The organism is Pirellulales bacterium, assembly GCA_019636335.1.
GTDB lineage: Bacteria > Planctomycetota > Planctomycetia > Pirellulales > JAEUIK01 > JAHBXR01.
On the sequence record JAHBXR010000018.1, the window covers coordinates 41,988 to 62,513 of the forward strand.

25 protein-coding genes and 1 tRNA gene are annotated in these 20,526 nt (G+C 63.5%); 12 read left to right on the plus strand and 14 right to left on the minus strand.

Going from position 1 to position 20,526, the window contains the following annotated elements; genetic code table 11:
• Nucleotides 1–103: 103 nt before the first annotated feature.
• Nucleotides 104–1,111, minus strand: a complete 1,008-nt coding sequence (ilvC, locus tag KF708_17040) for a ketol-acid reductoisomerase (GenBank protein MBX3414397.1) — start codon at nucleotides 1,109–1,111, stop codon at nucleotides 104–106.
• 46 nt (nucleotides 1,112–1,157) lie between these two features.
• Entirely contained in the window at nucleotides 1,158–1,679 is a 522-nt protein-coding gene (gene ilvN, locus KF708_17045) for an acetolactate synthase small subunit (GenBank protein MBX3414398.1), read from the minus strand.
• Nucleotides 1,680–1,946: 267 nt separating this feature from the next.
• On the opposite strand from ilvN, the gene KF708_17050 reads away from it, so the two are divergent.
• The 4 genes from KF708_17050 (at nucleotide 1,947) to KF708_17065 (ending at nucleotide 4,833) form a co-directional block, all read left to right on the plus strand.
• Nucleotides 1,947–2,264, plus strand: coding sequence for a hypothetical protein (locus KF708_17050; protein MBX3414399.1), 318 nt, complete (start codon nucleotides 1,947–1,949; stop codon nucleotides 2,262–2,264).
• Between the two features lie 7 nt (nucleotides 2,265–2,271).
• Nucleotides 2,272–3,225, plus strand: a complete 954-nt coding sequence (modA, locus tag KF708_17055; GenBank protein MBX3414400.1) for a molybdate ABC transporter substrate-binding protein — start codon at nucleotides 2,272–2,274, stop codon at nucleotides 3,223–3,225.
• A 113-nt stretch (nucleotides 3,226–3,338) separates the two neighbouring features.
• On the plus strand, nucleotides 3,339–4,106 hold the full coding sequence (locus tag KF708_17060; GenBank protein MBX3414401.1) for an ABC transporter permease: 768 nt from the start codon (nucleotides 3,339–3,341) through the stop codon (nucleotides 4,104–4,106).
• 64 nt (nucleotides 4,107–4,170) lie between these two features.
• The gene (locus KF708_17065) at nucleotides 4,171–4,833 is read left to right on the plus strand and encodes an ATP-binding cassette domain-containing protein (GenBank protein MBX3414402.1); all 663 of its coding nucleotides are present in this window, start codon (nucleotides 4,171–4,173) and stop codon (nucleotides 4,831–4,833) included.
• 4 nt (nucleotides 4,834–4,837) lie between these two features.
• On the opposite strand, the gene KF708_17070 is transcribed toward KF708_17065, so the two are convergent.
• Together KF708_17070 and aroC are read right to left on the minus strand one after the other, a co-directional pair.
• Nucleotides 4,838–6,145 (minus strand): hypothetical protein, encoded by a 1,308-nt coding sequence (locus KF708_17070; GenBank protein MBX3414403.1) that lies wholly within the window; start codon nucleotides 6,143–6,145, stop codon nucleotides 4,838–4,840.
• A gap of 109 nt (nucleotides 6,146–6,254) precedes the next feature.
• On the minus strand, nucleotides 6,255–7,391 hold the full coding sequence (aroC, locus tag KF708_17075; protein ID MBX3414404.1) for a chorismate synthase: 1,137 nt from the start codon (nucleotides 7,389–7,391) through the stop codon (nucleotides 6,255–6,257).
• Between the two features lie 231 nt (nucleotides 7,392–7,622).
• Between aroC and KF708_17080 the strand changes: the two genes are divergently transcribed.
• Nucleotides 7,623–7,766, plus strand: a complete 144-nt coding sequence (locus KF708_17080) for a hypothetical protein (GenBank protein MBX3414405.1) — start codon at nucleotides 7,623–7,625, stop codon at nucleotides 7,764–7,766.
• Between the two features lie 86 nt (nucleotides 7,767–7,852).
• On the opposite strand, the gene KF708_17085 is transcribed toward KF708_17080, so the two are convergent.
• Nucleotides 7,853–8,470, minus strand: coding sequence for an HAD-IA family hydrolase (locus KF708_17085; protein MBX3414406.1), 618 nt, complete (start codon nucleotides 8,468–8,470; stop codon nucleotides 7,853–7,855).
• 165 nt (nucleotides 8,471–8,635) lie between these two features.
• Nucleotides 8,636–9,103 (minus strand): RpiB/LacA/LacB family sugar-phosphate isomerase, encoded by a 468-nt coding sequence (locus KF708_17090; GenBank protein ID MBX3414407.1) that lies wholly within the window; start codon nucleotides 9,101–9,103, stop codon nucleotides 8,636–8,638.
• A gap of 325 nt (nucleotides 9,104–9,428) precedes the next feature.
• Between KF708_17090 and KF708_17095 the strand changes: the two genes are divergently transcribed.
• Both KF708_17095 and KF708_17100 read left to right on the plus strand, forming a co-directional pair.
• The gene (locus tag KF708_17095) at nucleotides 9,429–9,767 is read left to right on the plus strand and encodes a hypothetical protein (protein MBX3414408.1); all 339 of its coding nucleotides are present in this window, start codon (nucleotides 9,429–9,431) and stop codon (nucleotides 9,765–9,767) included.
• A 239-nt stretch (nucleotides 9,768–10,006) separates the two neighbouring features.
• On the plus strand, nucleotides 10,007–10,297 hold the full coding sequence (locus KF708_17100; protein MBX3414409.1) for a hypothetical protein: 291 nt from the start codon (nucleotides 10,007–10,009) through the stop codon (nucleotides 10,295–10,297).
• Between the two features lie 6 nt (nucleotides 10,298–10,303).
• Here the strand turns inward: KF708_17100 and KF708_17105 are convergent, their stop codons facing one another.
• Nucleotides 10,304–11,140, minus strand: coding sequence for a deoxyribonuclease IV (locus KF708_17105; protein MBX3414410.1), 837 nt, complete (start codon nucleotides 11,138–11,140; stop codon nucleotides 10,304–10,306).
• A gap of 232 nt (nucleotides 11,141–11,372) precedes the next feature.
• Between KF708_17105 and KF708_17110 the strand changes: the two genes are divergently transcribed.
• Entirely contained in the window at nucleotides 11,373–11,864 is a 492-nt protein-coding gene (locus tag KF708_17110) for a hypothetical protein (GenBank protein ID MBX3414411.1), read from the plus strand.
• A gap of 242 nt (nucleotides 11,865–12,106) precedes the next feature.
• Here KF708_17110 and KF708_17115 read toward each other — a convergent pair.
• Nucleotides 12,107–12,180 (minus strand) — tRNA-Met (locus tag KF708_17115).
• A 26-nt stretch (nucleotides 12,181–12,206) separates the two neighbouring features.
• On the opposite strand from KF708_17115, the gene KF708_17120 reads away from it, so the two are divergent.
• The 3 genes from KF708_17120 to KF708_17130 all read left to right on the plus strand — a co-directional run bounded on the left by KF708_17120 (nucleotide 12,207) and on the right by KF708_17130 (nucleotide 14,897).
• Nucleotides 12,207–13,223, plus strand: coding sequence for a creatininase family protein (locus KF708_17120; GenBank protein MBX3414412.1), 1,017 nt, complete (start codon nucleotides 12,207–12,209; stop codon nucleotides 13,221–13,223).
• A gap of 41 nt (nucleotides 13,224–13,264) precedes the next feature.
• Nucleotides 13,265–14,206: a hypothetical protein gene (locus KF708_17125; GenBank protein ID MBX3414413.1), complete on the plus strand. Its 942-nt coding sequence runs from the start codon at nucleotides 13,265–13,267 to the stop codon at nucleotides 14,204–14,206.
• A 154-nt stretch (nucleotides 14,207–14,360) separates the two neighbouring features.
• Nucleotides 14,361–14,897 (plus strand): peroxiredoxin, encoded by a 537-nt coding sequence (locus KF708_17130; GenBank protein MBX3414414.1) that lies wholly within the window; start codon nucleotides 14,361–14,363, stop codon nucleotides 14,895–14,897.
• 70 nt (nucleotides 14,898–14,967) lie between these two features.
• On the opposite strand, the gene ligA is transcribed toward KF708_17130, so the two are convergent.
• The 6 genes from ligA to KF708_17160 form a co-directional block, all read right to left on the minus strand.
• Complete coding sequence (ligA, locus tag KF708_17135) at nucleotides 14,968–16,971, minus strand: NAD-dependent DNA ligase LigA (protein ID MBX3414415.1); 2,004 nt, start codon at nucleotides 16,969–16,971, stop codon at nucleotides 14,968–14,970.
• Between the two features lie 199 nt (nucleotides 16,972–17,170).
• Nucleotides 17,171–17,563, minus strand: coding sequence for a cupin domain-containing protein (locus KF708_17140; GenBank protein ID MBX3414416.1), 393 nt, complete (start codon nucleotides 17,561–17,563; stop codon nucleotides 17,171–17,173).
• Nucleotides 17,564–17,575: 12 nt separating this feature from the next.
• Nucleotides 17,576–17,881 carry a hypothetical protein gene (locus KF708_17145; protein ID MBX3414417.1) on the minus strand — a complete coding sequence of 102 codons (306 nt, stop codon included), beginning with the start codon at nucleotides 17,879–17,881 and terminating at the stop codon, nucleotides 17,576–17,578.
• A gap of 133 nt (nucleotides 17,882–18,014) precedes the next feature.
• A complete protein-coding gene (locus KF708_17150; GenBank protein MBX3414418.1) occupies nucleotides 18,015–18,932 on the minus strand; it encodes a metallophosphoesterase in 918 nt (305 codons plus the stop codon).
• Nucleotides 18,933–19,022: 90 nt separating this feature from the next.
• Nucleotides 19,023–19,442 (minus strand): helix-turn-helix transcriptional regulator, encoded by a 420-nt coding sequence (locus KF708_17155; GenBank protein ID MBX3414419.1) that lies wholly within the window; start codon nucleotides 19,440–19,442, stop codon nucleotides 19,023–19,025.
• Between the two features lie 75 nt (nucleotides 19,443–19,517).
• Nucleotides 19,518–19,742 (minus strand): hypothetical protein, encoded by a 225-nt coding sequence (locus KF708_17160; protein ID MBX3414420.1) that lies wholly within the window; start codon nucleotides 19,740–19,742, stop codon nucleotides 19,518–19,520.
• A 276-nt stretch (nucleotides 19,743–20,018) separates the two neighbouring features.
• Here KF708_17160 and KF708_17165 point away from each other — a divergent pair, with 276 nt between their 5' ends.
• The gene (locus tag KF708_17165; GenBank protein ID MBX3414421.1) at nucleotides 20,019–20,321 is read left to right on the plus strand and encodes a hypothetical protein; all 303 of its coding nucleotides are present in this window, start codon (nucleotides 20,019–20,021) and stop codon (nucleotides 20,319–20,321) included.
• The last annotated feature ends 205 nt before the right edge of the window (nucleotides 20,322–20,526 follow it).

Here is a 20,526-nt window from a genome sequence, read left to right on the forward strand (position 1 = left end):
AGAAGACCGTCAAACGAAACAAGGCTTCGCCGGTTCGCCGGCGAAGCCTTGGGATTCGTGTGCTTCGGACTGGAGCGGGTCGAGCGGCTGCTCGTGCGATTGCCTACTCGACTTCCTTGGCGTTGATCCATGACATGAGGCTGCGGAGCCGGCGGCCGACCTCTTCGATCGGATGCTTGCGTTCGCGGCGACGGGTGGCCTTGAAGGCGGGGGCGCCGGCCTTGTTTTCGAGGATCCACTCGCGGGCGAACTTGCCCGACTGGATTTCTTCGAGAATGCGCTTCATCTCGGCCTTGGTCTCGGCGGTGACGAGACGCGGACCACGCGTGTAATCGCCGTACTCGGCCGTGTTCGAGATGCTGTAACGCATGTAGCTCAGACCGCCCTGATAGAACAGGTCGACGATGAGCTTCAACTCGTGCATGCACTCGAAGTAGGCCATCTCGGGCTGATAGCCGGCCTCGACGAGGGTCTCGTAGGCCGCCTTCACCAGGGCGCTCGCGCCGCCGCAGAGGACGGTCTGCTCGCCGAAGAGATCCGTCTCGGTCTCTTCCTCGAAGGTGGTTTGGATGACGCCTGCCCGGGTGCCGCCGACCCCCTTGGCATAGGCGAGACCAGCCTGGAAGGTGGCATCGCTGGCGCCCTGCGACACGGCGATCAAGCAGGGGACGCCGCCGCCGTGGACGAACTCGCTGCGGACGAGATGGCCGGGGCCCTTCGGGGCGACGAGCAGGGCGTCGACGCCGGGGGGGGGCTCGATCTGGCCGAAGTGGATGTTGAAGCCGTGCGAGCACATGAGGATATTGCCCGGCTTGAGATTCTCGCGAATCTGCAGGCGGTAGATGTCAGCCTGCACCTCGTCGGGGAGTAGGATATTGACGATATCGGCCCGCTTCGTGGCCTCGTCGGCTGCCATGGGCTTGAAGCCGTGGCTGACGGCCAGGTCGTAGTTCTTGCTACCCGGTCGCTGGCCGATGATGACCTCGCAGCCGCTGTCGCGGAGGTTCTGCGCGTGGGCGTGCCCTTGGGAGCCGTAGCCAAGAATGGCGATCGTCTTGCCCTTGAGGACCGAGAGGTCCGCGTCGTTGTCGTAGTAAATCTTGGCTGGCATGAAGGACTCCTGGCGCTGTGGCGCGCCGCCGTGGCAGGGTGAACGTTTAGTCTTTGCGATCGGCCGCGCCGGCGTTCTCGCGATCGCGACTCGTGCAGCGCACCATGGCGATGCGACCGGTCCGCACGAGCTCGATGATTCCGTAGGGGCGCATCAGTTCGATGAAGGCCACGATTTTGCGTTCCTGGCCGGAGATCTCGATCATCACGTCCTGCGGACCGACATCGACGATGCGGCCGCGGAAGATCTCCGTCAGCTCGCGGACTTCGGTCCGCTTGCCCCCCGGTGGGGCCTTGATGCGGATCAGCATCAGATCGCGCTCGACGAAATCCTGCGAGCTGATGTCGTCTACCTCGACGACCGTGACGATCTTTTCGAGTTGCTTGCGGACCTGCTCGAGCGTGCTGTCGTCTCCGACCAGCACGAAGGTCATCCGCGAGATATCCGGGTTCTCGGTCTCGCCCACCGCGAGGCTATCGATGTTATAGCCGCGCGAGGCGAGCATGCCGGAGATGTGCGCGAGGACTCCGGGCACGTTTTGTACGAGCGCCGAGAGCAAGTGCCGCATGCCGCAACTCCGACGATCTAACTGACTGACCAGGGGGCAGAAAAAGTGAATCCACGATCATAGTCCCCTCGAGAGGAGCCAACAAGGGGCTGGGTATTGGGTTAGGTTCGTCCCGTCCCCGCCCGGTTTTACGCGCCGCCAGCCGTGCGACAGGATCGTGTCGATCAGATAGAATCGTGGAAGGCTCCGTTTTTCCACGCTATGCTGCTCCGAAGGACTTCCGTGGCGGTCGCGCCACGGACCTTTTCCCGCGATGGAGAGAGGGACATGAATCTACGACCTGGGTTCGCTGGCAGGCTGACCATCGCGGGCGTTTGTCTCGCCTGGCTGCATATCGCTCCGGCGATGTCGCAGGGGGCTCCAAGCGCCCCGCGGACGGCAGGTTCAACGCTCGAATTCAGTTTGGACGGCGGATTGGGGAGCTCGACGCTCGCGGGCGAACCGGACTGCATCATGTGCTGTGCGGACTCAGCCCGGCCCGCGGGAGGGTGGCGTGCCCTGGGCAATTCCATCGCCACCGCAGGCACGGCGGCGGCCGGGTTGACCGTGGTGGGCTTGCTCATCAAACGCCGCCGCCGCGGATAATCGACTCATGGGCCAATCCTCTCCCGAATGGCAGTCGTCGCGGCAGACGAATCAGGGCCTGCTGCTGGTGGTCGGTTCTCTCGTCGCCCTTGCCCTGTTGGGGTATCTCCTCTTCCGAGGCGCGACGACCGCGCCAGGTGCGAAGGGCACGGCTCAGGAAACTCGCGAGAAGTCCGCGCGGGAGTCCGGCGCGAACGATCGGGAATCTCCGGCGCTCGATGCGGTCAGCCCACAGGACGCCACACCCCTGATGGTCTACTGCGCCGCGGGGGTGAAAGCTCCTGTCGAGGCGATCGCCAAGGCGTTCGAAGAAGAGCCCTTTGGCGTGCCCGTGCAATTGCAGTTCGGCGGTTCTGGCACCTTGCTCAGCAATTTGCAGGTGGCGCGACGCGGCGACCTCTTCATCGCCGCCGACAGCAGCTACACGGATCTGGCGCGCGAGCGGCAACTTGTCGGCGAGACACTACCCCTGGCGCGACAAACCCCCGTCATCGCGGTGGCCAAGGGGAACCCGAAACAGATCGCTTCGATCGCAGACCTGACGCGCGACGAGGTGCGTCTGGCGTTGGCCAATCCCGATGCGGCCTCGATCGGTCAATTGACGAAGAAGTTGCTCGAGGCGTCGGGGGAGTGGGACGCGGTTGCCGCGCACGCCAAGGTCTTCAAGCCGACGGTGTCGGACGTGGCGAACGATGTGATGCTGGGGGCCGTCGATGCGGCGATCGTCTGGGATGCGAACGTGCGACAGTTCTCCGACAAGCTCGACGCGGTCGAGGTACACGACTGGCAGCAGCATCCGCAAGACGTGACCGCGGGGGTACTGAGCTTTAGCGAACGTCCCGAGGCCGCCTTGCGTTTTGCGCGTTACATGCAGGACTCGGCCCTGGGTGGCAGGGAGTTCCTCTCTCGCGGCTATGGGCCCGTTGAAGCGGGCACACCAGCAGGGGCCGTGGCACCGTGAACGAGTCGGCCCATTCGCGAGACGCCCGAGCCGTGCATCGCGCAGGCTCGGACTTGCCGTTTTACCTGGCGTTCGGCGCGATCGGCGGCGCCTATGTGGCGTTGATCGTGGCGATGGTGGTCGCCGAAGCGACCTATACGACGCCGAACGCGATTCTTTCCGCGCTCCAGAGTCCCGAGGTGCGCTATTCGATTCGCTTGAGCCTGATTTCGTGCGCCGTCACGACGTTGCTTTCGCTCTGGGTGGCGGTGCCCATTGGCTACTTCATGTCGCGCCACCCCTTCGTGGGACGCAGCCTGATCGATGCGGTGCTCGACATTCCAATCGTGCTTCCGCCCCTGGTGATCGGGCTGTGCCTGTTGATCCTGTTTCAGACGCCGTTGGGAGACGTGCTCGAAGATCTCTCGCGCGCCGTGACCGGCACGCTCAGCCAGTGGTTTACCGGCCGCCGAGTCGAGATCGGGGTGACGTATGAAATCCCGAGCGTGATTCTCGCGCAGTTCATGGTGGCTTGTGCCTTTGCCGTGCGGACGATGCGGGTCACGTTCGATCAGATCCATCCGCGTTGCGAGCAAGTGGCGCTGACACTGGGTTGTAATCGTAGCCAGGCCTTCTGGCGGGTCGTCTTTCCGCAGGCACGACGGGGACTGCTGGCCGCCGGCACGCTGGCCTGGGCACGTTCGCTGGGGGAGTTCGGCCCGATCCTGGTCTTCGCCGGCGCCACGCGGATGAAAACCGAAGTGCTGCCGACCACCGTGTTCCTCGAACTGACCACCGGCAATATCGAAGGGGCCGTCGCGGCCTCGTTGATCATGGTGCTGGCCGCGGTCATCGTTTTGATCGTGGCGCGGATTTTCGGGCTGCGGCGGATCGGCATTTAAAGTTCCCCTGCGTGGCGCGACCGCGCGCGTTCAACATTCCACCAACCGCTCGACACACCACGCGATGATCGTCGTCGAAAAACTACACCTTCGAGTCGGCGAGTTCGAACTGCGCGAGCTCGACTTCGCCGTACCGCAGGGGGAGTACGCCGTCTGCATGGGGCGCACCGGCAGCGGCAAGACCACGCTCGTCGAAGCCCTTTGTGGATTGAGGCCCATTGCTGCGGGCAGGATCCTGCTGCTGGGCGAGGATGTCACGCACCGCAAGCCGGCCGAACGCGGCATCGGCTATGTGCCACAAGATGGTGCGCTCTTCGACACGATGACCGTGGGAGATCATTTGGCCTTTTCGCTCGTCGTGCGGCGTTGGCGGCGTGCCGAGATCGACGCACGAGTCGCCGAACTCGCAAGCACGTTGGGAATCTCGCACCTGTTGGCTCGATTTCCGCCAGGGTTGAGCGGCGGAGAACGCCAACGCGTGGCACTAGGGCGGGCACTGGCCTTCCGGCCGGGCATCCTCTGTCTTGACGAGCCGCTGAGTGCCCTCGACGAACAGACGCGCGAGGAAATGCACCACCTGTTGAAATCGGTGCAGCGTCAGACGGGGGTGACCGCGCTCCACGTCACGCACAGCCGTGAGGAGACGACGGCGCTGGCGGATTGTGTCTTGCAGATCACGGCCGGTAAGTTGACGAGCTATACCCGCGCCGAATGGGAGTGTGACTGAGGCGTCAGCCTGGTGGCCTGCGCGCTTGTTGCGGGGCCGGAAGCGCGCGTAAGAGCCAGGCGGCGCGATCGTCGGCGGGCAGCTTGTCGGCCGTCGGCGGGACGAGCGCCTTGACGAGCACGGTGACCGGTTGGCGCTGGTACTGGATGGGAATGGCCAGCAAGGGCAAGGGGCCATCGGTCAGCAGAGGATAGCCAGCGTCGCGGCCCTCTTTGTCTTTGAGCAGCGGGGCGTTCGGGAGCGGGGTCAGGTGAATTCCCGTGCCATCGACGTCGAAATGGCAGGCCAGCGAATCGTAGTGAATCAGCTCGGGAAGGCCGATGATCTTGCCCTCTTCCGTCGTTTGTCCACCGAAGAGCAACCGCAGCGAGCGCCACGAACTGTCGATCAGGCTGAGTGCGATGTGTCCTGGTCCCGCGGTGATCGTGCCGCGCGCGGCGACGAGCCGTTCGTTCTCGAGCGACGCCTCTTCGAGCAGGACCTCGGCGCTGCCGCGCATCGAGTGGGGAAAGTGCGCCTCGATGGCATTGCGCACGTCGACTTTGCTGAAGCGGCCCCGGATCGTCGTAATCCAGTCGGCGTTGGTTCCTTCGACCGACTTTACGCGACCGCGGAACTCGGCCTGCGGTCCAAACCAGGGAGCGGCGCTCCAGAGGGGCTCGGCCAGGGCACAGGGGAGGGGATCCTCTTCGGCGATCAACTCGAAGCGAAACGTGGGGGGATTGGTGCGGCGGTCGCGGTCGACGTGCAGCGTGACCTTGTCGGCGTCGTTGGCGTCGTTGGTCGAGAAGGTGAGCTCGAGCTTCGTCTCGACGGCACTCGAATCGAGATGGGCCTCGACGGCGTGCAACACGAGGGGTTGCTCGGCGGCATGGGTCGTCAGCGACGAGGCCGTGATGCGCAATTGCCCATGCGGCAGATTGCCCCCTTGCCGTCGCAGTCGCCGATCGAGCGCGTGCCAGGCGTTGGCCAGGCCGCCGGACTCGAGCTTGGCATCTTCCAGGTCCAGCGCGATCAGGTCCGCGGTCTGGGTCAGGGTGACACGTTCGGCGCGGGCGATGAGCAGGCCGGTCTCGGGATCGCGCAGCTCGAGTTGCACGAGCCGCATCTCGCCGGGACGCAGGTGGTCGATCGCCTTGAGGCTGGTGTCGAGCCCCGTGCGCTCGGCAATAGTGGCCTCGAAGGCGTCGACATAACCGGGCATGTGCCGCACAGCGGTCCAACTGGCGAGACCCGCCGTGGGGATCACCGCCAACAGCACGAACGCGAGACGAAACAGACCGCGCCGCGTTGCTTCGTGAAGTGAGAACATCCTTGCCTCATGTAGGTCAGGTACTCCGTACCTGACACTGTTCGACATGGCTAACTTGATTGATGGCTAACTCGATTGATTGTCAGGTACGGGGTACCTGACCTACTTTTTATCGCTCGCGGGCGAGCTGCATGAATTGATCCCAGCGTGCTTTCATTTCGATCAAGCTGTCGCCGCCGAACTTTTCGATCAGCGCCGCGGCAACCTCGAACGCCACCACGTTCTCGACGATGACGCTGGCTGCCGAGACGGCGCAGACGTCGCTCCGCTCGTACGCGGCGGGATCGGGTTGCTTCGATTGCAGATTGATCGACTCGAGCGGCTTGCGGAGCGTGCTGATGGGCTTCTTGGCGGCGCGAATCACCAAGGGTTGACCGTTGGTCATGCCCGCCTCGAGCCCGCCGGCATTGTTCGTGGGGCGCGTGTAGCCGAGCGAAGGGGTGTCGCGTTGCGACTCGTCGTACTGGATGGGGTCGTGTACCTGGGAGCCGCGGCGTCGCGCCGCTTCAAAGCCCAGACCGATCTCGACTCCCTTGATCGCCTGCACCGCCATCACGGCCTGCGCCAGGCGGCCATCGAGCTTGCGATCCCACTGGGCGTGCGTGCCGAGGCCGAAGGGGAGACCTTCGACGCGCACCTCGACGATGCCGCCGAGCGTATCGCCTTCTTTCCCGCACACATCGATGGCGTGCTTGATCTCGTCTTCGCGCTCGGGATTCAGAATGTAGAGCTCGCTGGCATCACGCCGCGCACGCTGTTCTTCGAGCGAGCCGGGCAAGGGCTCGGCCGCGATGCCCCCCAATTCGACGACATAACCAAAGGCTGTAATGCCGAACTCGCGGAGCAATTGCTTGGCCAGGGCGCCGGCCGCCACGCGAACGGTCGTCTCACGGGCGCTGGCCCGTTCGAGCACGCCGCGGATCGAACCGAGATACTTCACCGCGCCGGTCAAATCGCCGTGGCCGGGCCGGGGGCGTTCGAGATCGTCGAGTCGCTCGAGCTTGTAGTCCTTGTTCACCACCGAGAGCGCGATGGGGCTGCCCAGGGTCTGGTTGCGCCAGATGCCGGTCAGGATCTCGACGCGATCGGTTTCGATCCGCTGACGCCCGCCGCGGCCATAGCCCCCCTGGCGCCGCTGGAGCTCGAAATCGATCGAGTCTGTCTCGAGCGTGACTCCGGCGGGGAATCCATCCACCAGTGCCACCAGGCACTTGCCGTGCGATTCTCCGGCGGTCCAATAGCGCAACATGTTCGTCGACAGCAGGTTGTGGCAAGGGAGCAGAAGACCGGCGAGGGGCAGAAACTACCCATCTTGACCGATTCTAACCGCAGCGACCGTTGCCGGACAGGTCGGTTCAGAGGGGCCAGCAGGTCGTTCGGGATGGTTTCGCGGGTCCGGCCACGTGCTATCCTTGCCACGTGGCGTCAGTCGCCGGCAGGGAAACGAGTTCCATCATTCGAGCAGGCTATTCCGGTTATGCGCAAGTATCGCGTTTTCTTCGTGATCGTGGCCCTCATCGCCGTCGTATCGCTCTTCGTCTTCCAGATGATGGACGACGGCGCCATGGAACCGCAATCGGGGGGCGAGCCGCAGCAGGCGATCATCGACGGCGGCGAGTAGGGCCGGGGGCCTGCCGGCTTTCGGGGTGAGCAAGGGGCGTCGGTTGTCGGCCTGTGCATGCTTTCGCGCTCGCGCGGCGATTTACTCTACAGCCCGAGTCCCAGCGCATCGAGTTGGGTCCGCGTCGACGCGTAGTCGGTGTGCAGGATGCCGTGGATGCCCAGTTCGTTGGCGATGTCGACGAACATGGGGCGATCTTCGAGATAGGCTACTTCTTCCGGCGCGGCCTGCGAAATATCGAGCGCGATGCGATACATGTCGGCATCCGGTTTGCGGAAGTGGACATAGCACGACGAGACGAAGGCGTCGATAAAGTCGCGCAGCCCGAACTTGCGAATGCGATGCGCGTTCAGCTCGCGTCCCTCGTTGCTCACGGCGATGACGGTGAGGCCATGTTTCGCCTTTAGTTTTGGCAAATACTCGAGCATGTCGGGCAAGGCCTGCGATTGCTCGAACATGAAGTCGACGAAGTCCTGCCGCGCGAAGGCACGCGGCTCGTAGAAGACGATCCGCGTCAGGTACTCGTCGAGCGTGAGCTTGCCTTCTTCGTAGGTGTCGAAGGTGAGGTGATGCCGCTCGTGCAACTCCTCGTGGTTGAGGCCGAACTGGTCGGCGGCGTGGGCGCGGGCCTTCCGATCCCAGCCATTGGTAAGCATCACGCCGCCAATATCGGTAAAGAGCGTGCGAATGCGAGGAGCGGGCATCGTGGGGCTTTCTTTTTTTTCTTGCGCAGGCGCGGAGCCGCAGAGAGAGATTGATTGCAGGCGGAAGTTATCTAACCGTGTTTCAAATTTATGTCAGGCAGAATGCTGACGATGTATCACCGGCTACGAATCCTCTCTCCGCGTGAGAACTACTTCCGCAGGCCTTTATGGCGAACCGGTATCTCGAGCCGCGATCTCTTGCGCAAGCACCTTTTCGAGCCGTCGTCGGTGCCGTTCGGCGCCGCTGAAGCGAGCGGCGAGAAAGGCATCGATGATTTCGCCCGCGAGCGAGGGGCCCGTCACGCGCCCCCCCAGGCAGATGATGTTCATGTCGTCATCCTCGACCCCCTGTCGTGCGGAGAAGGTGTCTTGGATGAGGGCCGCCCGAGCGCCGAAGACCTTGTTGGCGGCGACGCAGGCCCCCACGCCACTGCCGCAGACGGCGATGCCCCGTTCCACCTCGCCGCGAGCGACGGCTTCGGCCAGCGGGATGACGTAGTCGGGATAATCGTCGGTCGAAGTGAGTTGCAGGGCGCCGAAATCGACCACCGCGTGCCCCGCGGCATCGAGCCGTTCGGCCAGGAGTTGTTTCAGCTCGAAGCCACCGTGATCTGTCGCGATGCCGATGCGCATGGAGTTTGCCGGTTAGGGTGAATCTGCTTGAAAGGGGTTCGATAGCGCTCGCGCACGAAAAGTATGCCGCACCCTTGGCGGTCAGGCAAACTGCGCCAGAACGGCGGCCGCCGCGCGCGAGGCTTTATGGCGCAAGGCGCCAGGGGCTGAAGATTCTGTATCCCCGGCTCGATTCCTGTAACAGGCCTTGCGACGAACACTTTGCGCGACCTTGACGGCTAGGCAAGGTCCACGGGCTCGAGCCTTGATGCCCGTTTGGCTCGCGTTAGGCCCCCCTACCTCACGCCCCCACCCCCGCCTCGATTTCGCCCCGACGGAGACCACCATGCAATTCTGGAACTGGCTGTTTGGCCGCCGACATGCCGAGCGAATTCGGACCTTGGCCGATCAGCTTGCTCGCGAGTGTGTCTCGGGAGTTTGGGGGCGAGTCAGCCGTCGTGCTCCGTCGATGAGCCTGGCCGAGGCCCGTGGGTATGTCCGGGCACGAGCCGCATCGGTCGTCCAGGCCGCGGTGCGTCGCGAGTTGGGGGGGCGCGACGAGCACGTCTGGCAGCCCGATCCCTCGCTGCTGACCAGTGAGACGACAGACGCCGTGGTGCGGCTGGTGTTGAAGCAGGTGCTCGACACGAAGCCGGCGCTGGTGCCCGTGCGCCGCGCGGCGTAAGGACTGTCGGCGGCACTCCTTTCGGTGGCTACGCGGACGGGTCTCGACGGCCACCCCACCCGTGTGGGGCGCGGGCAGGGTGGGGCGAGGCTCGTTGGTTGACAAACGGCCCGGCCTGTTCTAGTAAGACTCCACGGCCAGCGTTTTTATTGACGCGGCCGAAGTCCTCAATCGCGAGAGACGCTGTGAGCCGTGATGTTCGGCTTGCAGGGTTCGATTAGCAGACCAGGAGTTGATCCATGTCACGGTCCGTCTGGGCGGAACTCGACGAACGCCAGCCGCCGCACGAAATCGAAGTGTTCGAGGAGCGGGCCGTTCCTGAAGTCCCTCCGGTGTCCTCCTCGGGGGACGAAGAGGCCGATGACGTCGACGACGACGATTTCGACGATGACTTCGACGACGATTTCGAGGAGGAGCTCGACGAAGGCTTCGACGACGACCTGCTCGGCGACGACGAGGCGAATATCGACGGCGACGACAATATCGACGAGGACGACGAAGACGCCGAATTCGAGGATGATTTCGAATAAGCGCCGTCAGCCGGCAATCAGTCCGCGCAGCGTGGCAAGATTGATCGTGTCGAGATCCACACCGTCGCGCATGCCCTTGGGGGTCTCCAGGTACATGGGGACCTTGCGGAAGCGGCGGTCGTTCATCAACAGGCGAAACGGTTCGAGCCCCAGGCAGCCTTCGCCGATGTGCTCGTGCCGGTCGACGCGCGAGCCCCGTCCCTTCTTGCTGTCGTTCAGGTGAAACGCCTTGACCCGGTCGATGCCGACGGTCTGGTCGAGGTTCTTCATCGTCTGCGCGTATTCGCTCTTCGTGCCGAAGGCATAGCCGGCGGCGAAGATATGGCACGTGTCGACGCAGACGCCCAGACGATCGGGATCGCGCACCTGGTCGATGATGCTGGCCAGTTGTTCGAACTTCCAACCGAGCGTGCTCCCTTGGCCGGCCGTCGTTTCGAGCAGGCATTGCGACTTGATGCCCCGGGTCTGCTTGTGGACCTCGTCGAGTGCTTGGGCGACTCGAGTCAGGCCGGCCTGCTCGGAGCTGGTAGTGAAGGCGCCCGGATGGGTCACCACGTAAGGGATGCCCAATCGGTCGGCCCGCCACAGCTCGACGACGAAGGCATCGATCGACTTTTGCCACAGCTCGTCGTCGGGGGCGGCCAGGTTGATGAGGTACGAGTCGTGGGCGATGGGGTGCGCGATCTTCAACTCGCGCAGGGCATTTTGAAACAGCTCGATGTCCTGATCGGAGAGCTCCTTGGCCCGCCATTGATTGTTGTTCTTGGTGAAGATCTGCACGCAGTCGCAGCCGGTGCGTTGGGCGGCCTCGACGGCTCGGTAATAACCGCCACTGATCGACATGTGAGCACCGAGAATCGCCATGCGTTTTCACCTGGGGATAGGGAGCCAGGACGCCGATGCGGCGGCCAGCGGGGAGGGCAAGCAGGGTCGGAATTTAACCCGGATTCCGCGCGCTTGCCACACGCTAGTCGGCGGGACTAGAATCGGATCTGATGTGCCGTGGCGCGCGGGTGACGTGCGACAGTCCACGGCCCTGCTTCTTCTCGGTGTTCTCTCATCTGGAGATCGACACGTGACTCCTGTGGCATGGATTGTCGTCGGAGCTGTCGCCGGTGCCTTGGTTGCCATCGCGCTCGCCTGGCGTCCGTTCCGTGCCGCGATGGAAGAAGCCCGTTTTGTCCGCGCGCGCCGTGATTTCCACCAACAGCGCGAACGGATCGAGGCCCGCTTTGTCGATCTGGCCAGCTCGAGTGGCCGGCCGCGTGGTCTGCGCTGGATCGATTGCGAATTCGAGAATGACGTGGCCTATGCCCGCGACCGCCGCACGGGGGAGTTGTCGGCCTTCGTCGGCGTGACGATCGCCTTCGAGGCCATCGAAGGGGGAGGCATGGAGCACGTCGAGGCGGTGGGCAATCTTCGAGCGGCGACGGCGGTCTTTCGCCACCAGCGCGCCGGGTGGCAGACGGATGGCCGGGTGGTCTTCAATCTGAATCCCACCGAGGCGATCGCCTACTATCACGACCATTTCGAGATGGTAGGGCAGGAACTGGCGCAGCGGGTCTAGTTCCCTGATGTTGCCGGATCGCCATGGCGAGCTTCACGCGGGCGTCCAGCAGTTGGCGTTCTTCGGCGCTCATCTCCAGGAAGTCGGCCGCGTCGCCTAATTTCCAGCCCGCCGCCTCCAGCGTCTTACGCTTTGCCGCATCCATCGTTCGATCCTTCCGGCCAGTTCTATACCGCAAAAAGGCTCGGAAGCTGTAGAAAAAGAAAAACCCCTGAGCCGAGCGAGTCGACTCAGGGGTTTAGTGGCGGGGACAGGATTCGAACCTGCGACCTCGAGGTTATGAGCCTCGCGAGCTACCGGGCTGCTCCACCCCGCGTCATGTTTTGATGCACCACCGCGGCCATGGCCGTGTGGCGTCTGTACCTCAATCATAACCAATCGTCGGTCGAAGTCGAGTCGTCTTTCGAGGAAATCAGGGGAATCGGCCGGTTTTCTCAACCCGATGCGTTCCAAGCGTTTCGACTTGGAGTTGGTCCTTCCGTTTCGATAAACTTTGCAGCCAGCGAGTGGTCCGAGGCATTGCCACCTGGTGGCTTCGAAAGTGGGTTGATTCCCGAGACGGAAAGGTCCCGCATCGTGCGTCCGTGGAAGCTGGCCGAGACGAACTACGATTACGTCCGCGCGCACCAGTTCGAGGTGGCGGTGCTGCCGCTGGGGGCGACCGAGCCCCACAATCTGCACCTGCCCTATGGCACCGACACCTTCGAGGGGGACGCCATCGGCGAGCGAATTTGTGGCGATGCCCATGACCGCGGGGCCAAGGTCGTGCTGCTGCCGACCATTCCCTACGGCACGGAGACGAACCAGCGCGCCTTTCCGCTGTCGCTCAACGTCAACCCCTCGACGTTGGGCCGCGTGATTACCGATCTCGTCGAATCGCTTGTCACGAGCGGGATCCGCAAGATCGTGCTCTTGAACAGCCACGGCGGTAACGACTTCAAGCCGCTACTGCGCGAGCTGTATGGCCAGACCGAGGCACATTTGTTCTTGATCGACTGGTTCCGTGCCGTGCGCGACGTGGAGCGCGAGATCTTCGCCGACCCGGGGGATCACGCGGGAGAATTGGAAACCGCACTAGGGCTGGCCTACTTCCCGCAGTTCGTGGCACGACGTGACGACGGCAGCCTGATGGCCGACGACGGCGCCACGGCCGCAACGCGATTCGAGGCGGTGAACCGTGGTTGGGTCTCGATCACGCGCCCCTGGCACCTGCTGACGACGAACAGCGGCGCGGGCAATCCCCACCCGGCCACGGCCGAAAAGGGGCGGCAGTTGATGGACGTGCTGGCGGAGCGCTTCGTACCGTTTCTGGTTGAACTGTCCCAGACGAAGCTGGATGAGAAGTTTCCCTTTGCGTGAAGCCAGAAAAGAGTCGTCGCAAAAAAATCGGGGCAGCAGCGATGTCCACCGACGAACGCTTGAATCCCTTCGCCGCGCCGCAGACGCAGGCAACGACGTCCACGCTGAGCGCTCAATGCGAGATTCCACTCGAGCCCCCCATCGAATTCGAAGGGCGAGAGAGCCTGGCAGAACTGATCGAGGCGGCCAGCCTCATGACTCGGGCGATTTGGCACCCGGGCAAGCGTGTCCTGTTCTACGTCATTCTGCTGGTGCTGAGCGTTTGGGCGCTCGTGCGCATTGTCGCCGCACCGAGTCTTCCTATCGGTATTTTGCTGGTCGTCTGCGGAATGCTGTGGGCCATTCAGTTTATCAATGGCCCTTGGACTCGCATGCGGTTACGAAAGTTTTACGCTTTACAAAGTCAATCCGGCCGCAGGGTACGGGGGTTCATCACTTCCGACGGGTTGCAGACGATTGTGGAGCCACGGCCTCCTACGGGCGAGAACGACCTCGACGGCAACGTTCGCTGGCACGATTTTGTCGAGGCACGGTTAGGCCACGCGGCGCTGGTATTGCGGCGGCCCGATCCGCTGCAAGCTCGACGTTCGCTATTTCATATCTATTCGCGGAGCATTTTTCGCAATGAAGCCGACTGGCAGCGGTTCCGCGATTACGTTGCGCGGCGGTTCGATTTGTTGCCCAAGGTCATCGCGACCGCGCCATGCGGGCGTTGTCGGCGCGAGTACCCGTTGCCGGAGTTGGCGCCCCCCAGCCTGCTCCTACGTTGGTTGTGGCCGCCGATGTTGCTGAGCACGTTGTTGACCAACGGACGCCAGGTGAACTATTGCCGACCTTGCCGGCGGAGCGTTTCGTTCGCGCTGTTCTTCATCGGATTCATGCTCGCCGTGGTGTTGCTCATGATTGTTCTGAGTGCGGTTCTGCCCCAGATGAGTCGGACGAACGCGCCAGGTGTGCCGCGTGCTAGCAGCGGCACGCCCTGAACCGCCCCAGCCAACGCACTGGACGGAGCCCGGCGGTCGCGGTAGGGTGAGCGGGAGTCGACGTAGCCAAGGATGCCTCGATGGAGGATGGCGACGCCGACCTGCCCACTATCTGCCTGCCTGACACGCCCACTCTCGGATAAGGATCATCCCCATGCGACGCCTCACTGCTTCGCTTGCCTTGGCTGCCCTCGTGTGTGCCTGCCTCGACGTCGAACTGCACGCCGCCGAGTTGAAGGCGGGGGACAAGGCGCCCGACTTCACGCTTGCCGGCTCCGACGGCAAGACCTACAACCTGAAGGATTTCGCCGGCAAGCAGACCGTGGTGCTGGCCTGGTTTCCGAAGGCCTTCACGCCCGGCTGCACCAAGGAGTGCAAGGCGTTCAAGGAGCAGGGAGACGCCATGCGCAAGTTCGACGTGGCCTATTTCACCGCGAGCTGTGACACGGCCGAGTTGAATCAGAAGTTCGCCGAGGAACTGTCGGTCGACTATCCGATTCTCAGTGATCACGACAGCAGCGTGGCCACGGCCTACGGCGTGGTGAACGAGGAACGCAAGGTGCCGTTTCGCTGGACTTTTTATATCGGCGAGGATGGCAAGATCCTGTACATCGACAAGGACGTGAAGACCGAATCGCACGGTGCCGACGTCGCCGCCAAGTTGAAGGATCTCGGCGTCCCGGCCAAGTAGTCGTGTCGCCGGAGCAGGGCAGGGGAGAGCGGGCGACGGCTAAACGCAGGATCGCGCCTGCCGTGGCACGTCATTGGATGAGCTGCTCGAACTCCGCTTCCGTCAGGATCGGCACGCCCAGTTTTTTTGCCTTGTCGAGCTTGCTGCCGGCTTTTTCGCCCGCGACCACGTAGTCGGTTTTCTTCGAGACGCTCGAGGCGGCCCGGCCGCCGAGGCTGGTGATCAACTCTTCGATCTCCTCGCGGCCGTATTTCGTGAGGGTGCCGGTAACGACGAAGGTCTTGCCCGCCAGGGGGCCCGTCGCCGTCTGGGCGGCCGTCTGCGTCGAACGTAGCGATACGCCGGCGCGGCGTAGCTCGTCGATGGTCTGACGCCCGAAGTCGCCGTGCAGAAAGTCGTAGACGCTCTGGGCGATGATCGGGCCGATCTCGTTCACGTCGGAGAGTTCCTCGACCTCGGCGCCCATCAACTCATCGATCGAGGAGAAGTTCTCGGCCAACACGTTGGCCACGCGATTCCCTACGTGGCGAATCGACAGCGCGTTCAGTAGTCGTGCTAAGCCTCGTTCCTTACTCGTCTCGATGGCAGCGATCAGCTTCTCCGACGAACGCTGCCCCATGCGCTCGAGCTCGATCAACTGCTCGGCGGTCAGGGTGTAGAGATCGCCATAGCTGCGCACCAGATTGTCGACCACCAGTTGATCGACCAGTTTGTCTCCCAAGCCCTCGATATCCATCGCATTGCGACTGGCGTAGTAGCGAAGGCGTTCTTTGACCTGGGCCGGACATGTCGCGTTCGGGCAGCGGATATAGACGCCCCCTTCGTCTTTGACCAGCGCGGTATGACACTCGGGGCAGAGTTGGGGGAAATGGAACTTGGGCAGTTCTTCCTTGCGCTCGTGCTTTTCGACACGCACGATGTGGGGGATGATCTTGCCCGCCTTTTCGACCACCACGGTATCGCCGATGCGCACGTCCTTGCGCTCGATTTCGTCGGCGTTGTGCAGGCTGGCCCGGCTGACGATGGTGCCGGCGAGCTCGACCGGCGCCAGATCGGCCACGGGCGTGATCGCGCCCGTCTTGCCGATTTGCACGCGAATGTCGTTCAGCCTGGTCGTCGCTTCGTATTTTTCGAACTTATAGGCAATCAGCCAGCGGGGCGCCTTTGAGGTTGCCCCCAGGCGTTCGCGCTGGTCGAAGCTGTTTACCTTGAGCACAAGACCGTCGATCTCGAAGTCGAGCTCGTGCAGGCGTTCGATCAACTCCTGGCAGTGCTCGATGGCCGCCGTGAAGGAGGTAAACGACTCGGCGTGCGGCGTGGCGGGCAGGCCGTAGCCGGCGATCTCTCGCAAGAACTCCGTGTGCGTCTTGGCATGCATTCCTTCGGCAAAGCCCAGCCCGTGGCAGAACATGCGCAGGCGGCGCTTGGCCGTCAGTTGCGGATCGAGCAGGCGGATGCTGCCGGCCGTGCAATTCCGCGTGTTCATGTAGGGGGCCTCGCCGCGGCGTTGCTGTTCCTCGTTCAGCCGTACGAGATCGGAATTGGTCATGTAGACCTCGCCGCGTACCTCGAGCACGGGGGGGACATGCTTGCCGTGGAGCTGCAGCGGCAGATCGACGATCGTCCGCGCGTTGTGCGTGATGTCGTCCCCGACGAGACCATTGCCGCGGGTGGCGGCCTGCACCAACTTGCCGTGCTCGTACAGCACGGAGCAGGCCACGCCGTCGATCTTCAACTCGACGACCCACTCGATCTGTTCGTCCGGCAGTAGCTTGGCGACGCGCTGGCCGTATTTCTCGAGCTCGGCCAGGTCGTAGGTGTTCTCGATCGACATCATCGGCACGCGATGCCGCACCGGCACGAGCGAGCTGACCGGTTCGCCCCCCACGCGCTGCGTGGGGCTGTCGGGGGTGACCAGGTCGGGATGAGCTGCTTCAAGCGACTTGAGTTGCTCGAGCAGGCGGTCGTACTCGAGATCGCTGATCTCGGGGCGCGCTTCCTGATAGTACAGCCGGTCGTGATGCCGAATCTGTTCGCGAAGCTCTTCGATTTCCTTGGCGGCCGGCTTCGACATAAGCGCCCTGGAGAACACGGACGAGGAACGAGACAGGGCTCACGCGGAGGCGCGGAGCCGCGGAAAGAGTTTAGCAACCGGAGAGAGGAAGCCCTAGAACCCGCGCGGACAAGATAGCCTCTGCCACTTGGCGGTCGGGCCGATGCCGGAACCTCTTCCGTGTCTCCACGCCTCGGCGCGAGCAGTCTGCCCAGAAGGGCTACTTGGACGCCGGCACTTCGCACTCGGGACGTTGCGCGACGGGGAGCGTCGCCGCCGAGTTCGGCACCAGGCAAAGAAACTTCATCGGCTGTGTCCCAGTATTGCGGAATTGATGCACCTCGTCTGGTTTGACGAAGATCACATCGCCCGTCTTGAGGGAATGTTCCTGGTTCCCCTCGAGCACCACTCCTTCGCCGGCGATTACGAACACCTCGTGCTCGTAGGGGTGGTGGTGATGCGGCGTGTAGCCGCCGGGTTGAATTTCGAACTCGCGCATGGCAAAGTTCGGCGCCCCATCGGTGGGGCCGACCAGGATGCGGATCGTGCAGCCGCGCGAGCCTTCCATTTCGACCGCGCGCGATTCCACCTGCGACGAGGGTTGTACTTTCATCGGAAAAGCTCCTTACGTTTGCTGAGTGGGCGTGCGAGAGGCATTCGAGGCATCCCTGGCCGCGGCGCGACGCTCCCAGTAGCTATCGGTGCCGATGGCGGCAAAGGTGGCGATCGCCAGCAGCCCGAGCTCGACGGCCAGCAGCGTGCCGCCATGTTCCTCGAGAAACGCCAGCAGCCCTGTCTTGGTATCGGCGTAGTTCGACTGCATGGCGAGAAATGTCATCACGCCATAGGCACAGGCGGTGACGGCAAACGCGATGCCCGCGACGATGAGCACGATGTAGAACGGGTTGATGGGACCGGAACGCTTGGCCACCGTGAGATTCCTGCTGGCTGCGACACGAAGGGCGTTAAGCCGCGAATTGTAGCGAGGAGACTCGAAACGTGGCATGCGAGAGTTTCGCATCCCCCCCGTCGGGCATGGCCGCCTTGAAGTCTACCTCGGCGCGTTAAGAGGCGCGCCAGGGCAATTCTACGCGTTCGCCGTTGGCTTTGTGGGTGGGGTCGAGCGTGTGCAATTCCAGCGTGGCGCCCTGCTCCAGCAGCGCAAGTTCTACCCAGCCATTGGGATCGGACTTGACGAAAGGATAGGCCGTCGGCGGAAGATTCACCAGATGGATATCGTCCCACTTCTTCACCTGCCAGTGGTGCGTGTGGCCGAAGATGTAGGCCTTCACCTGCCGGCGCGGCACGAGCACCTCGAACAGGGCATCGGTATCCTTGAGCCCCATGCCGGCGCCCCCCTTTACCGGCTGATGGTGGCCGAAAATGATCGCCGGCTTGTCGGCGTGCGCGTCGAGTGCCTCGGCCAGCCACTGGAGTTGCTGTTCGCCCAGACGACCGGGGGTGACGTTGGTTTGATCGAGCGAATCGAGCTGGAATAGATTGGCCCGTGCTGACTCGATGATCGAGACCTGTTTGTTCTCGACCGGCCGCGCTGCCGCGTCGTCGGCGGCGGCAAGTTGGGCCGAGTTCCAGAAGTGATCGCGCTGGTCGTGATTGCCGAGCGCCAGGTGGACCGGTACGCCTGCCGTGCGGATCGGCTCGAGCAAACGTACGAGGACTTCGTAGTCCCCCGGCTTGCCTTGGAGGAACGCGCAATCACCGTTGATGAGGACGGCCGCCGGCCTGCGGAGTCCGGCCAGCGCCTCACTGCCCGCGCGCGCCAGGTTCTCGGCCATATTCGCCCCCAAATGGACCGTGTCACGCACCTCGCTGATGTGCGTGTCGGAGAAGAGGGCGAAGCGGTGCGGATCGACCTCCAGCGTGCGTCCCCACGACAGACGGGGCGTGAGGGCCGCGGCCCCAGCGGCCAGGGTCCCGGCAAGGAATCGTCGACGAGTCAGTGGCGGCAGGTGGATCGGCATGGCAGGCTCCCGAGACGGGCACGGCAAGGGGCGGAACAGGTGCCGCCCATTTTGCTCGATCGCCCTGCCGCCGCCAACCGGGAAAGCGAATTACGCTTCGGGCGCGTCGGTAGAGTCCTGCCCGGCGGCCGCGGTTTCGACCGCACGCAAGTGAGCATCGGCTGCGCGGACAATCGCTGGCGAAACGATCGGTCGGGCGAGGTACTCGGCCAGCCAGCGCCGCCGGCGGCGCCGCTCCGCATCCCTGCGTTTCAGTCTCCGGATGTGGCAAAGTCGACACGGCAGATAGACGCGACCGCCGCAGCCGGGGCAACGTGTGGGCGGGCCGCTTTCGACGGTGGTCAGGAGGTCGTCCGCCGTCGAACGCACGGGATAGTCGAGGCGCGTGCCGTTGGCGATCGCCCCGACCGTGGCCCGGCTGATGCCCGTCATCCGTGCGATGCGTCGTTGCGAAAGGGTTTGGTCCGCCAGCAGCCGTCGGATTTCATCCACCATTCCTTGCGAGATCATGGCCCTGCCTCCACGCGAATCAACGAAGTCAAAAACGGTGCGGCCACTCCGTCACGAGCGGCCTTGCCGACGTCATCAGTCCCATTCGTCCGGCTCGATCGAGGGCTCGTCGCGCCAGTCCTCGGGTTCGTCCTCTTCGTCGAAGAGAACGTCGAACGCCCGATCGCTCGCGAGCTCGTCGTCGGCCGGATCGAGCGTGTCCCAGTCCTCGGCCTCGAGTTCGAGGTCGGAGTCGTGCGTTTCCTCCCAGCGGTCCTCGGGGGACTTGTCGCGATCGCCTGCGTGTAGGTCGTGTGGCACGGGGCACCTCGGGGGGGGCGTTGGGGTGGGGCCGGTCGAGGGGCCGTCCCGCTTCGCGGGTTGGAAGGGGGCGTGGCGGTCCGTGGCCGGCCGAGGGCATCCTAGCGGCTTGTGGCCTAATTTAAGAGCATAATTTTGTTCAAAATTTAGCGCTTAAATTGCCGGGCGATTGACCGTCCGTTTCGGTCAAAGCTAGACTGGAGCCGGGCAGCACCTGGTCTCTTTAACCTAGACAGCGGGGACGCCTGTCATGCTGGCGGCGGCGAAGGCGAATTCATGACCCTCGAAGTTTACGACCCCGAGAAGCTCGATCAGTGGGCGCTGCGCGTGCTCGATGTGGCGGCAAACCTGCGCCATATGGCCAATCAATGCCGTGAAAATGACCTGGCAGGACCGGTTCTGCACGACAAGAAGGCCTCGGAGTGGCTGGCCAAGCTCGAGCAGTGGAGCCAGCAGGCCACGGCCCATGTCCACCTGCGCGCCGTGCAGGCGCGGGCACAACGCCGCGCCATGGCCAGCACATCACTCGAGAGGAAGCCAGCCCCCGCGAGGCGCAAATCGCAGCGGAAAGCACGCTAGTTTTTTGGCCAAAATTTATGCAATATTTCGGGCGCAAAGCGGGCGTTATTCAGTGCCCGTGGACCGTTGCCAGGCGCAAATCGATTTGACGACAGCAGGGGGAAGGAGGTCGTTTTCCCGCGCTGGAACTGCTTGTCAGGTTCGATCCGAACTCGAACAATACAGACAGTCGACCGCTCGGATGCCCCCGCCTACCCGCGATGCT

Bases quoted from the DNA above. Each gene is read 5' to 3' on its own strand.
- ilvN (MBX3414398.1), bottom strand. From the start codon at position 1,679: ATGCGGCACTTGCTCTCGGCGCTCGTACAAAACGTGCCCGGAGTCCTC.
- KF708_17070 (MBX3414403.1), bottom strand. From the start codon at position 6,145: ATGTTCTCACTTCACGAAGCAACGCGGCGCGGTCTGTTTCGTCTCGCG.
- KF708_17060 (MBX3414401.1), top strand. From the start codon at position 3,339: ATGGTGGTCGCCGAAGCGACCTATACGACGCCGAACGCGATTCTTTCC.
- KF708_17095 (MBX3414408.1), top strand. From the start codon at position 9,429: ATGCAATTCTGGAACTGGCTGTTTGGCCGCCGACATGCCGAGCGAATT.
- ligA (MBX3414415.1), bottom strand. From the start codon at position 16,971: ATGTCGAAGCCGGCCGCCAAGGAAATCGAAGAGCTTCGCGAACAGATT.
- KF708_17085 (MBX3414406.1), bottom strand. From the start codon at position 8,470: ATGCCCGCTCCTCGCATTCGCACGCTCTTTACCGATATTGGCGGCGTG.
- KF708_17105 (MBX3414410.1), bottom strand. From the start codon at position 11,140: ATGTCGATCAGTGGCGGTTATTACCGAGCCGTCGAGGCCGCCCAACGC.
- KF708_17080 (MBX3414405.1), top strand. From the start codon at position 7,623: ATGCGCAAGTATCGCGTTTTCTTCGTGATCGTGGCCCTCATCGCCGTC.
- KF708_17125 (MBX3414413.1), top strand. From the start codon at position 13,265: ATGTCCACCGACGAACGCTTGAATCCCTTCGCCGCGCCGCAGACGCAG.
- KF708_17120 (MBX3414412.1), top strand. From the start codon at position 12,207: ATGGCCGTGTGGCGTCTGTACCTCAATCATAACCAATCGTCGGTCGAA.
- KF708_17130 (MBX3414414.1), top strand. From the start codon at position 14,361: ATGCGACGCCTCACTGCTTCGCTTGCCTTGGCTGCCCTCGTGTGTGCC.
- KF708_17155 (MBX3414419.1), bottom strand. From the start codon at position 19,442: ATGATCTCGCAAGGAATGGTGGATGAAATCCGACGGCTGCTGGCGGAC.
- KF708_17050 (MBX3414399.1), top strand. From the start codon at position 1,947: ATGAATCTACGACCTGGGTTCGCTGGCAGGCTGACCATCGCGGGCGTT.
- KF708_17090 (MBX3414407.1), bottom strand. From the start codon at position 9,103: ATGCGCATCGGCATCGCGACAGATCACGGTGGCTTCGAGCTGAAACAA.
- KF708_17065 (MBX3414402.1), top strand. From the start codon at position 4,171: ATGATCGTCGTCGAAAAACTACACCTTCGAGTCGGCGAGTTCGAACTG.
- modA (MBX3414400.1), top strand. From the start codon at position 2,272: ATGGGCCAATCCTCTCCCGAATGGCAGTCGTCGCGGCAGACGAATCAG.
- KF708_17100 (MBX3414409.1), top strand. From the start codon at position 10,007: ATGTCACGGTCCGTCTGGGCGGAACTCGACGAACGCCAGCCGCCGCAC.
- KF708_17140 (MBX3414416.1), bottom strand. From the start codon at position 17,563: ATGAAAGTACAACCCTCGTCGCAGGTGGAATCGCGCGCGGTCGAAATG.
- ilvC (MBX3414397.1), bottom strand. From the start codon at position 1,111: ATGCCAGCCAAGATTTACTACGACAACGACGCGGACCTCTCGGTCCTC.
- KF708_17165 (MBX3414421.1), top strand. From the start codon at position 20,019: ATGACCCTCGAAGTTTACGACCCCGAGAAGCTCGATCAGTGGGCGCTG.
- KF708_17150 (MBX3414418.1), bottom strand. From the start codon at position 18,932: ATGCCGATCCACCTGCCGCCACTGACTCGTCGACGATTCCTTGCCGGG.